This is a genomic window from Exiguobacterium sp. s5, assembly GCF_018618075.1.
GTDB lineage: Bacteria > Bacillota > Bacilli > Exiguobacteriales > Exiguobacteriaceae > Exiguobacterium > Exiguobacterium mexicanum_A.
Genome location: NZ_JACSLK010000003.1, coordinates 242902 through 254882, shown reverse-complemented (window position 1 = coordinate 254882; position 11981 = coordinate 242902). Strand labels below are relative to the sequence as shown.

General features: G+C 53.2%; 11 protein-coding genes. 7 read left to right on the top strand and 4 right to left on the bottom strand.

Going from position 1 to position 11981, the window contains the following annotated elements; all coding sequences use genetic code 11:
• Positions 1 to 101 precede the first annotated feature (101 nt).
• Positions 102 to 1313, top strand: a complete 1212-nt coding sequence (locus tag KNP60_RS08610; RefSeq protein ID WP_214797288.1) for an acetate kinase — start codon at positions 102 to 104, stop codon at positions 1311 to 1313.
• Between the two features lie 431 nt (positions 1314 to 1744).
• The gene (locus KNP60_RS08605; protein ID WP_214797287.1) at positions 1745 to 2341 is read left to right on the top strand and encodes a 3D domain-containing protein; all 597 of its coding nucleotides are present in this window, start codon (positions 1745 to 1747) and stop codon (positions 2339 to 2341) included.
• 52 nt (positions 2342 to 2393) lie between these two features.
• Here the strand turns inward: KNP60_RS08605 and KNP60_RS08600 are convergent, their stop codons facing one another.
• Positions 2394 to 2831 (bottom strand): universal stress protein, encoded by a 438-nt coding sequence (locus KNP60_RS08600; protein ID WP_021065608.1) that lies wholly within the window; start codon positions 2829 to 2831, stop codon positions 2394 to 2396.
• A gap of 183 nt (positions 2832 to 3014) precedes the next feature.
• Here KNP60_RS08600 and KNP60_RS08595 point away from each other — a divergent pair, with 183 nt between their 5' ends.
• Both KNP60_RS08595 and KNP60_RS08590 read left to right on the top strand, forming a co-directional pair.
• Positions 3015 to 3740: an SDR family oxidoreductase gene (locus KNP60_RS08595; protein ID WP_214797286.1), complete on the top strand. Its 726-nt coding sequence runs from the start codon at positions 3015 to 3017 to the stop codon at positions 3738 to 3740.
• Positions 3741 to 3752: 12 nt separating this feature from the next.
• A complete protein-coding gene (locus KNP60_RS08590) occupies positions 3753 to 4475 on the top strand; it encodes a metallophosphoesterase family protein (RefSeq protein WP_214753041.1) in 723 nt (240 codons plus the stop codon).
• A gap of 44 nt (positions 4476 to 4519) precedes the next feature.
• Here KNP60_RS08590 and KNP60_RS08585 read toward each other — a convergent pair whose 3' ends face one another.
• Positions 4520 to 5617, bottom strand: coding sequence for a M24 family metallopeptidase (locus KNP60_RS08585; protein WP_034778239.1), 1098 nt, complete (start codon positions 5615 to 5617; stop codon positions 4520 to 4522).
• Between the two features lie 161 nt (positions 5618 to 5778).
• On the opposite strand from KNP60_RS08585, the gene KNP60_RS08580 reads away from it, so the two are divergent.
• A complete protein-coding gene (locus KNP60_RS08580) occupies positions 5779 to 7089 on the top strand; it encodes a DRTGG domain-containing protein (RefSeq protein WP_034778238.1) in 1311 nt (436 codons plus the stop codon).
• A gap of 45 nt (positions 7090 to 7134) precedes the next feature.
• On the opposite strand, the gene KNP60_RS08575 is transcribed toward KNP60_RS08580, so the two are convergent.
• Positions 7135 to 7449: a YtpI family protein gene (locus KNP60_RS08575; protein ID WP_233004412.1), complete on the bottom strand. Its 315-nt coding sequence runs from the start codon at positions 7447 to 7449 to the stop codon at positions 7135 to 7137.
• A 77-nt stretch (positions 7450 to 7526) separates the two neighbouring features.
• Here KNP60_RS08575 and KNP60_RS08570 point away from each other — a divergent pair, with 77 nt between their 5' ends.
• On the top strand, positions 7527 to 8492 hold the full coding sequence (locus KNP60_RS08570) for a DHH family phosphoesterase (protein ID WP_214706652.1): 966 nt from the start codon (positions 7527 to 7529) through the stop codon (positions 8490 to 8492).
• A gap of 18 nt (positions 8493 to 8510) precedes the next feature.
• Here the strand turns inward: KNP60_RS08570 and KNP60_RS08565 are convergent, their stop codons facing one another.
• Positions 8511 to 8702 carry a YtzJ family protein gene (locus KNP60_RS08565; RefSeq protein ID WP_034778236.1) on the bottom strand — a complete coding sequence of 64 codons (192 nt, stop codon included), beginning with the start codon at positions 8700 to 8702 and terminating at the stop codon, positions 8511 to 8513.
• A gap of 103 nt (positions 8703 to 8805) precedes the next feature.
• On the opposite strand from KNP60_RS08565, the gene dnaE reads away from it, so the two are divergent.
• Positions 8806 to 11976, top strand: a complete 3171-nt coding sequence (gene dnaE / locus KNP60_RS08560; protein ID WP_214797285.1) for a DNA polymerase III subunit alpha — start codon at positions 8806 to 8808, stop codon at positions 11974 to 11976.
• Positions 11977 to 11981: the final 5 nt, after the last annotated feature.

Genomic DNA, 11981 nt, shown 5'->3' with positions numbered 1-11981 from the left:
AACATATGCCATATCAAGTATCTTCATTATGATACAGTTATCGGTTTTTAAGAGAACAGATAAAGACTCGTGTTTAAATCGAAAGGTAAGAGGTGTATGACATGACAAAAATTATGGCAGTCAACGCAGGTAGTTCGTCATTAAAGTTCCAGCTTCTCGAAATGCCATCTGAGAAGATGCTCGCCGTCGGGCTCGTCGAGCGTGTCGGAAAAGAAGATGCGATCTTCACGATTAAATATGGCGAAGGACAAAAGTTCCATATCGTCACACCGCTTCATTCACATAAAGAAGCGGTCGAGCTCTCGCTCGAAAAATTAATCGACCTTGATATCATTCAGTCGTTCGACGAAATCGCAGGCGTCGGTCACCGTGTCCTTCACGGAAAAGAGTTGTACGCGGATTCGGTCGTCATCGACGAGGAAGTCATGAAGAACATCGAATCGTTCGTCGAACTCGGACCGCTCCACATCCCGCCAAACTTGACGGGGATTCGTGCGTTCCAAACGATTTTACCGAACGTACCGCAAGTCGCGGTCTTCGACACGGCGTTCCACCAGTCGATGCCGGAAGAGAACTTCTTGTACAGCCTTCCGTACGAGTACTACACGGAGCACGGCGTCCGGAAGTACGGTTTCCACGGAACGAGCCACAAGTACGTCACGCAACGTGCGGCAGAGCTTCTCGGTCGTCCGCTTGAAGACCTTCGTTTAATCTCGTGCCACCTCGGTAGCGGTGCATCAATCGCAGCGGTTGCCGGCGGTCGTTCGATCGACACGACAATGGGCTTCACGCCACTCGAAGGAATCACGATGGGCACACGTTCAGGATCACTTGACCCGGCTCTCATCCCGTTCTTGATGCAAAAGACAGGCAAGTCGGCTGAAGATGTATTGAACGTCATGAACAAAGAGTCAGGCGTCTACGGTCTCTCGGGTATCTCGAGTGACTTGCGTGATATCGAGCAAGCAGCGGCTGAAGGCAACCACCGTGCCGAAGTCTCGCTCAAAATCTTCTCGAACCGCATCCACGGTTATATCGGTCAATATGCGGCAGAGATGAACGGTGTCGATGCGATCATCTTCACAGCTGGTGTTGGAGAAAACTCTGACGTCATCCGTGAGCGCATCCTTCGTGGCCTTGAGTTCATGGGCGTCTACTGGGATCCATCACTCAACAACGGAGCACGCGGTAAAGAGTTGTTCATCAACTACCCGCACTCACCAGTCAAAGTCATCATCATCCCAACGAACGAAGAGTTGGTCATCGCACGCGATACCGTACGCATCGCCAACCTCGTTGAGTCACACGTTTAAATTATTACAAAGTCCGTCCCGCAACCTTGCGAGACGGACTTTTTTAGTGCTTTTGACGCATGAAGGGGGAAGGGGTTGTGACAATGGACCGAATGAATCCATCTCGTTTGTAACATTCGACGTAAGAAAAGCAGGTTTTCGTAACAATCCAGATATATTAATTCCTTTAAATGGTAATTAATGTGACAAAAACTAAAGATTATTATTAAAACCGTCATCTTTCTTTAAAAGATGGCGGTTTTGTAATCTAACCGTAACTTTGATGACACTCAAATGAATTTTAGTTGTAAACGCACGTCGTCATGTTTCGTCATATAGTTATCTGGACGAAACATTCAGCAATAAACGTGAAATGTGACAGTGAATACGGCACCACAGATTCGACACCATGAACTTACAACTCACAAACCGACTAGGAGAGGACAAACCACATGCTCAAAAAAATTGGAACGGTCTTACTACTGACGGTCATGACACTCGCTATGCTCTTGCCACAACAACAACAAGTTGAGGCATCTTCAAAAGTTTACGTTCAAAGCCAAGTCAACGGATTGAACGTCCGCTCGGCAGGTTCACTCAACGGAAAAGTCATCGGCAAGATCAACAAAGGACAACAATTACAGCGTACCGGCTCAAAAGGGGCTTGGATTCGCGTCAACTACAAAGGCAAAGCAGGTTGGATCGCTACTAAATACTTACGCACCGTGAAAAAGACGGTCGCGAAGGCTAGTGTGAAAACATATACGATGAACGCATCGGCTTACACACCGTATTGCAAAGGATGTTCAGGTGTGACGGCATTAGGCTGGAACGTCCGGGCCCAAAAACGTAACGTCGTCGCTGTCGACCCGCGCGTCATCCCGCTCGGTAAGAAAGTACAAGTGTACGTCGGCGGGAAGTTGATGGGCACATACACAGCGGCCGATACAGGCGGCGCCATCAGAGGCAACAAAATCGACATCTTGATGTACTCACAAAGTGCGGCCCTCAACTTCGGTCGTAAGACAGTAACTGTCAAAGTATTATAATCAATCATACGAAAGGGCCATCGCATTTGCGATGGCCCTTTTGTGAATCATGTTATTGGCGGACGATGAGCACGTCACACTTCGAATAGCGGACGATGCTTTCAGAGACGCTACCGATGAAGAAGCGTTCGACGGCGTTCAAACCGGTCGCTCCACAGATGATGAGGTCAATGTCGTGATTCGGTGCGATTTTTTTAGCGATCGTCACTTTTGGAGAGCCGTACTCGATGACCGTCTCGACTTCTTTGACACCACGTTCTTTCGCGCGATTGACGTAGTCCTCGAGCAATTCCTTCGCATACGTTTCAGCACGCTCGGTAATCGTCCGGTCATATGCTTCGACCGTGGCGAACGTCCGTGTATCGATGACGTGACCGATATACAGCTTGCCATCGTTTCGAAGGGCGACGTCGATTGCTGTTTCAAATGCGCGTTCCGCCTCTTTCGAGCCGTCGACGGCAGATAGAATATGTTTGTAGACAATTGCCATGTAAATCCCAACCTTTCGCTTGAAATGTACGTGCGGCTTACATGTATAGTATACCACTTCTGCCTAAATTCACGCCCGGTTCTTTCAGAAATGTGTGAAATATTCACAACTTTCTCACCGAACAGGTTGAAGTTTGGAAATGAGCAGACGGAACGGGTAAGATGATACAGAGGAGGGATGACGATGAAACACGTAGTCATCACGGCCGGTGCGAAAGGAATCGGCCGCATTGTGACGGAACGACTGTTAGAAGAAGGTTGGCACGTCAGCGTATTGCAACGGAAGCCGATCAATTGGAACCACGAGCGGTTACATATGATCGAGACGCCGTTGACGGACCGCCAGGCCGTCTTGAGTGCCTATGAAGAGGCAGTGGCCAAGTTCGGAGAACCGGACGCGCTCATCTTGAATGCCGGGCCATATATCTTTGAACGGAAATGTCTCGTCGACTTGTCTGACGAAGAATGGGACGAGGTGATCACGGGTAACTTGTCAGCCTCGTTTTGGTTGATGCGCCGAGCCATCCCGAGCATGCGGTCGAAACAGTTCGGCCGCATCATCACGTACGGCTTCCCGGAAAGTGCGACGGCACCAGGCTGGATTCACCGGTCGGCGTTCGCGGCAGCGAAAACGGGACTTGTCAGTTTGACGAAATCGGTCGCGCTTGAAGAGGCGGCCTACGGCATCACGGCCAATATGATCAATCCAGGCAATATTGTCGGGGCACAAAAAGAGATGCGAATCGAAGCGGCCGAACCGGATGATCAAACACCGGTCGGCCGGCACGGGACGGGCGAAGATATCGCACGAATGATTCTGTTCTTGCTCGCTCACGATTCTGACATGGTCACGGGTGCTGTCATTGATGTGACCGGCGGTGTCAACGTCGTCCATCAATACCGGAAATAAGGAGGGGTCTGCATGAAGTTGGCCATATTGACCGATATCCATGGCAACGTCCAAGCGCTCGATGCGGTGCTTGCCGAACTGGACCGGCAACGGATCGATCAAATCTGGAGTTTAGGGGACATGATTGCGATGGGACCCGATTCGAACGAAGTGATGGCGCGACTGCTCGACCGCGGCGTGCACATGATTACGGGCAACCATGACGAGGCCGTGTTGTCGCTCATGGCTGGGACAGGGCATCCCGAAAGCTACGCACACACGCGCCCGCATCATGAGTGGGTGGCGCGTACGTTGAAACCTGCCTATGCGGAGGCGCTCTTCAAGCTGCCGCGCACGATTGAACGTGTTGTCGAAGGGACTCGCGTATACGGCATCCATTACCATATCCCGACCGAGAAACGGGAGACGCCGATCACCGAGGAACCGTTCCACGACATCGTCGAGGCGACACTTTCGAACATGCAGTCGCTTTACGCGGCGTATGAGGCGGATGTCATCTGCTTCGGGCATCATCATCCGGAGCACATGTTTCGGGATGACGTGAAACATTATTTCAATCCGGGAGCGCTCGGTGTCGCCCGTGACGACTTGGCCCGTTACGGCATCCTCGAGTGGGGTGAGGCCGGCTTCTCGATTCACCCACAAGCCGTGCCGTATGACAAACGCTCGTTCCTTGAGACGATGGAACGCCGTGACGTGCCACAACGAGACGTCATGTTCCGACTCTTTTATTGACCGTGAAAAAGACCAGCCGCGCGCGGCTGGTCTTTCTTTGTGACTCAATCGATTTCTTGGAGCGTTTTCGGATAACTCGTCAACAGAATCGGGCCACTCTCGGTCATGACGATGTCGTCCTCGATGCGGACGCCGCCGACGCCAGGGAGATAAATCCCCGGTTCGACGGTGAACGTCATCCCGACTTGGGCCGTCATGTCGTTATTGGCGGCCATTGACGGGAATTCGTGTACTTCGATGCCGATACCGTGTCCGACACGATGCGTGAAGTATTCCCCGTAGCCGGCCGTCGTGATGACTTGACGGGCCGCGATATCGATCGAGCCGAGCGTCGTCCCGACGTTCGCCATCTCGATCGCAGCTTCTTCGGCCTTGAGGACGGTCTCGTAAATCTCTCGTTGTTTCGTGCTCGCCTCTCCATAGACGACGGTGCGAGTGATGTCAGAGGCGTATCCTTGCCAAATGACACCGAGGTCGAACAAAGCGAAATCGCCTTTCTTCAAGCGATTGTTGCCGGGTACACCGTGCGGGTCGGCGCTATTCTCACCGAACAACACAAGTGTGTCGAACGACATCTCCCGGACGCCTTGCTTCTTCATCGCATACTCGATTTCCGCGATGACCTCGAGCTCGGTCACGCCTTCACGCAATGCGCGAATCCCTGCCTCGATCGCCATATCGGCGAGTTCGGCGGCGCGCTTCATCAAGCGGACCTCGTCCGGTGACTTGATCATGCGAAGTGCCTGCAACTCTTCCGTCAAGTCGATGATTGACAGTCCCGCGAAACCGGCGCGGAGTTGCTCGGCGCGATTGTACGTCAAATGCTCGCCTTCTACTCCGATTCGCTCGGGGATGATCTGTTGGTCGAGGAACAGTTTGACGACTTTGTCCCATGGGTTTTCATGATCCATGTACGTGACGATATCGCCGTTCCACTCGCTCGCTTCGACGATTCCTTTTTCAAGTGCTGGACAGACGATCGCGGTCGTGCCGTTCTTCAAGACAAGAATGGCGATGAGCCGCTCATGAGCCTCGGCGTATACTCCTGAAAAGTAGAAGACCGATGCTTTCGATGTGACGAAAGCGGCGTCTAACCCTTTCGTGGCCAAAGATTGTGCAATATGGTTGGTTCGTTGATTCAACTCGTTTCCCTTCCTTCTCGTTCATTGGCGTTCTTTCTCATTATAACGTTTTCCAAAACGGAAAGGAAATGTCACCATTTCAGTAGTACAGTTTGAAGAAGAACGACTGATACAGTATACTGAGGATGACAGAAAATGTATTGAGGAAAGGGACTCGTGACATGACAACAAAACATGAACAGATCATAGCACATATCGAGTCGCTCGATGTCGGGTCCAAAATTTCGGTCCGCCAAATCGCAAAAGAGTTGGCGGTATCAGAAGGAACGGCGTATCGGGCCATCAAAGAAGCAGAGAACTTAGGATTTGTGTCGACGATCGAACGGGTCGGGACGATCCGGATCAAGCGTAAGCACAAAGAGAATATCGAAAAACTGACGTTCGCTGAAGTCGTCAATATCGTGGACGGACAAGTGCTCGGCGGCCGTGACGGGCTGCATAAGACGCTCTCGAAGTTCGTCATCGGGGCGATGAAGCTCGAAGCGATGATGCGTTACATCGATGTCGACTCGCTCGTCATCATCGGAAACCGGGAAAAGGCGCATGAGCTCGTGCTCCAGTCTGGCGGTGCCGTCTTGATCACAGGTGGATTCGATACGACCGACGAAGTGAAGCGGATGGCGGATAAATACCACATGCCGGTCATCTCGACTTCCTATGATAGTTTCACCGTCGCGACGATGATCAACCGTGCCATCTATGACCGTTTAATCAAAAAAGAGATTCTACTCGTATCGGATATCGTCATTCCGCTCCACGACACGTTCTATTTAAAAGTGGACGATACGGTCAAACGTTGGCACGAGCTGAATGAACGGACGAAACATAATCGCTATCCCGTCATCGACGAACAGATGAAAGTCGTCGGGGTCATCACGGCGAAAGACTTGATTGACCGCCCGCATGACACCGAAATCGAGAAAGTGATGACGAAGAGCCCGATCACGGTCGGCGTTCAGACAAGCGTCACCAATGCCGCCCACCAAATGGTATGGGAAGGTATCGAGATGTTGCCGGTTGTCGACAACTACGGCCGTCTGCTCGGAATCATCAGCCGCCAAGACGTCTTGAAGGCGCTCCAACTCGCCAACCGCCAACCGCAAGTCGGCGAGACGTTCGACAATATGATCACGAATCAATTGAAAGAAGATCCGAACTCGAACGGGACCGCGTTCACCGTCGAGGTCGCGCCGCAAATGACGAGCCACATGGGGACGGCGTCGTCAGGTGTCTTGACGACGTTACTTGTCGAAGGGGCGACCCGGAGTCTGCGTCATATGAAAAAAGGCGACCTCGTCGTCGAGAATATCACGGTCTATTTCATGAAACCGATTCAAATCGAGAGCCAAATCCGAGTCTCGGCCAACGTGTTCGACCTTGGCCGGAAGTTCGGGAAAGTCGACGTCGAGATGACGCAAGGCACGCAACTCGTTGCCAAAGCGCTCGTTACGGCGCAATTGATCGACCGTTAACTAAAAAACGAGCTGATGATGTCATCAGCTCGTTTCTGTCTGCCCTTATGCTTGTTTGATCGGCTCTTCGTTCGCGAGCGGATAGATTTTACGGTACCGGATGAACCCGACGACGGCATTGCCTAGCCCTAGGACGAGCATGGCGATGCTGACGATCCAACCGATCGTCGAGCCGAGCCCGAGGCCGCCGATCATTTGGTTGACGGCGAAAAGTGCGAGGAACAGGCTCAACCAGATGAGCGCTTGCGTGTTAAAGAGCGCTTTCCGGTATGGTGTCTTCGTCAAATAGGCGCGTCGTTTAGAAACGAAATAGGCACCTAACGAAAACAAAATGAGTCCGATCATAATTAATTGACCCAAGTGAAGAAACCCCTTTCAGACGTGTAATCTGTTATCATCATACCATAGAATAGTGTTCAAGAAAGCGAGGAATGGCGATGGCACACTGGCCAGAGGCAGCAACGATATTGAAATTGATTGAAGCGGCGGATACGATCATGATCCACCGACACGTCCGTCCTGACCCTGACGCGCTCGGCAGTCAGCTAGGGTTGAAGCGGATGTTAGAGGTCGCCTATCCGGAAAAACGGATTTACGTCGTCGGCGGCATCGTCCGCGACTTAGAATTTTTAGGCAAGATGGAGCATGTTGAAGCCGACATGTACAAAGATGCGCTCGTCATCGTGCTCGACACGGCTAACCACGAACGAATCGATGGGCCGCACGCCTTAACAGGCAAGACGGTCGTCAAAATCGATCACCACCCTGATGAGGACGCGTATGCGACCCATCAAATCGTCGACACGACGGTCAGTTCGACGTCGGAGATGATTGCTGAACTTGCGGGAATCTGGGGGCTTGCCCTTGACGAGGCGTCCGCATTCTTGTTGTTCGCCGGGATTGTCGGCGACACGGGACGGTTCCAGTTCCGCAATGCGACGCCGCGCACGTTTGAGGTCGCCGCCGAATTGATCAACTACGGCATCGATACGAATCGGTTGTATCGTCAAATGTATAAGACGAACTTGGCGACGTTACAACTCCAAGGCTATGTGCTTCAAAACGTCAACGTGACAGAAGCGGGTGTCGGCTACGTCAAAATCGATGCGGACGTCCTGCGGACGTTCCACGCGACACCGGAAGCGGCATCGTTGCTCGTCAACAGTTTCTCAGGACTCGAAGGATTGAAGTGCTGGGTCATGTTCGTCGAGAACAAAGATGAGATTCGGGTGCGAATCCGTTCGAAAGGGCCGGTTATCAATGAAGTGGCGAAACGCTATCGCGGTGGCGGCCATCCGATGGCAGCCGGTGCCACGATCGATACATGGGAAGAGATGGACGAAGTGATCGCGGCACTCGATGAAGTCGCGGCACCGTTCACGTTCGAAACAGAAGAGAGCTGACCCGTTGGTCAGCTCTCTTCAGCTTTTGTCCTGATCTTGTGGGATGAACCATGTGCCGCGGTCGGTCACGTCCTCGACGACGTCGAGTTGATACTCGGCGATATAGCGGCGGAGTCGGTCGATAATCTCCGGGCTATCGGCGAAGACGGTCTGGCCGTTCTGTAAATTTTCGAGCTTGTCACGTGCGATTTTGCCCCGATTAATAATCATACGGTTTATACCCCCTTTTAGGAGAAGTTTTGTCTATAATTATTGTATCAGACAAGTGCCGGAATGAGTTTGACAATTGTGAAAAAAAGAAAGGGGGGATCTTGTGATCCACTTGAATGTACGATCGGCTTTTAGTTTGATGCAGAGCACGATTCGACTTGAACAATACGTCGCGCTGATGGCTGAGAGAGGGAGTCGGGCCGTCGCGCTCGCTGACGATGCATTATACGGCTTGCCGCAGTTCGTCCGATTGTGCGAACGCTATGCGGTCAAACCTGTCATCGGGTTGCGGACCACGTTGCGGATGGACGGGTTTGACGTGTCTGTCCTCGTCTACGCGTTGACCGAGGAGCAGTTGCCGGAACTGTATCGCCTTGTGCAGGCCGATGGAGTGACCGAGACGACCGAACTGGCGGTAGTCGTCTTACCGGAGAATTGGAAGACGAACGACCCAGTTCACCGCAGGCGCTTGTATAACCATCTGCTCGGTTACGTGAACGAGGAGAAACTATGGCTCGGATTGCCGGCGCCCCAAACGACGGAGCAGACGTTGATGCTCAGACAGCTCCGCGAGATGCGGGAGGAGCTCGGCACGAAGCTCGTGCCGGCCCCCGAGACGTGTTACATGCGCCAAGAAGATTTCGAGGCGTATCGTGCCATCGTCGCCATCGGCGAAGGAGAGCTCATCTCGCAAGAAGACGTTTACCAGAAAGGGAAATACGTCCGCCTACCGAGTGAGATGAACGATTGGTTTGAACCGATCGAACTCGAGGCACTCGACCGATTCGAATCTCTCGTGTCCGTCACTCGGTTGCCGCAAGCGACAACATCCATCCCAGAATTCGAAGGTGCCATCGACCGGTTGAAGCGACTCGTTGCCGACCGCTTAAAGGCGCTCGACCTATTCCAAGAAGATTACATCGAACGGGCCCGCTATGAACTCGATATCATCGCGCGGACGGGTTTCGCCTCTTACTTCCTCATCGTCGAAGATATCGTTCGCTATGCGAAGGAACAAGGGATCGAGGTCGGTCCGGGTCGTGGTTCCGCGGCCGGGTCGCTCGTCAGTTTCGCGCTTCACATCACCGAGGTCGACCCAGTCCGGTTCGGTCTCTTGTTCGAACGATTTTTGAATCCGGAACGAATCACGATGCCGGATATCGACTTGGACTTCGAGGATGAACGACGCGATGAGGTCGTTCGCTACGTGTTGGAGAAGTATGGTGAAAACCATGCGGCCCAAATCGGTACGCTCGCCACGTTCGGTGCAAAGGCGGCGTTACGGGATGTCGCGCGGGCGCTCGGTCTGACGCTTGAAGAAGGACAAGCGGCCAGCAAACAAGTAAAAGATGACGGACTGGCCGGGATTTTGGCCAACCCTTCGAAAGTGAAATGGTTCGCCGGCAGTCAAAAGCGCTCGCAGCTCTTGAAAATCGCCTCCGAGTTGGAAGGGTTACCGCGCCAAGCTTCGGTCCATGCGGCCGGCCTTGTGCTCAGTCGGGAGGCACTTGATGCGATCACACCGTTGCAGCCGACGACAGGGGAGCAAGTGACCCAATATAATATGAAGGATCTCGAAGCGCTCGGTCTGTTGAAAATCGATTTGCTCGGCCTGCGCAACTTGACGAGGCTCCGGCAGATGGAGGCGCTGATTCGAGAGACGGATGAGCTGTTTTCGCTGAAGACGATTCCATTGAATGACGCCAAGACGTTCCGCGTGCTCGCCCGGGGTGACACGGACGGGATCTTCCAATTTGAGTCGGAAGGGATGAAACAAGCGCTTCGGCAAGTGAAGCCGACCGAGTTCGAGGATATCGTTGTCACGATGTCGCTCTATCGTCCGGGGCCGATGCAGTTCATCGATACGTATGCGAAGCGCAAGCATGGGATGCCTTATCAAGCGGTCCATCCGGTCGTCGGTGACATCATGCGGACGACGAACGGCGTGCTCGTCTATCAGGAACAAGTCATGCGCTTGTTACGGGAGCTCGCGGGGTATTCATACGCCGAGGCGGATTTGATACGCCGCGCCATCGCCAAAAAAGACGTGGCAGCGATTGACGTCGAGAAAGCCCGCTTCTTAGAACGTTCGTCGGAGCGGTTCGACAGTGACTCGATGCGGCAAGTGTTCTCGTGGATCGAGAAGTTCGCTGGTTACGGCTTCAACCGTTCCCACGCCGTCGCCTACAGTTTGATCAGTTACCGTCTAGCTTATGTGAAGGCGCACTTTGAACGAATCTTCTACCTCGTGACGTACGACAAGACGAATCAGCTCGTCCGCATGTTGCGGAAAGGAAAAATCCCTGTCTATCCGCCCGACGTTCTGCACGGACAAGCCGCCGCCTTTTTAGAAGGGCCCGGCGTGCGTCTCGGACTGAAGGCGGTCCAAGGGTTGACGAAACGCGATGTCGAGCGGTTGATTGAGCATCATGCCGAGTTCACGGATGTGAAGCGTCTGCTTGAACTCATGGACTGGGGAACGAAAGACCATATGAAACTGCGACGCCTGCTCGGTGCTGGGGCGTTGGATCGGATGTACCATGGTGAGCGTCGACGTGCCTTTGAAGCGGTCGAACGGCTTCGCGAGGAGACGGAGACGCATCTGCTCCCGGACGAATTGTCCGCGCTCGGATTAAAACGATCCGCGCCGATTGAGCCGAATTGGTCCGAGGAAGAACGAGAGGCGCTCGGGACGTGGATCGTCCATTCGCCATTGACGACGGTCGCGCCGCTCTCGATCGAGACGGTGACGATTGATGAAGTGCTCCATGGCGAACGCGGATTCATCGTCGTCTATGTGGACGCGATTCGTACGTTCAAGACGAAGAAGAACGAAGAGATGGGTGTCGTCATGGTCGATGACGGTGTGTCGCAAGATGAGGTCGTCATCTTCCCGCGGGTGTTCGCGCAATTTTCGCGCTCGCTTTACGTCGGGAACGTCCTCTTGCTCGAGGTGCATCCAAATGAACGGGACGGACGACGTCAACTCGTCGTCGAGCGGGTCCGGCCGCTCCATGGACAAGCGCTCTTTGTCCGTCTGCGCTTGGAGTCGTTCGCCGACCTCGAAGAGTTGCTCCATACGTCCAAAGGGGATGTGCCGGTTATTTGTCGGTTCTCGGATTCAAAGGAAGTGAAGCAACTTGCCTCGGCGTATGCGATCAATCCGACGGAGTCATTGCTCTTGGCGTTGAAACAACGGTTTGGTGAAACGGATGTCGTGTTGAAGCGGGTCGACTCGAAATTGCCCGGTACGAAAACTAGTACCAAGTCATAAAAAGT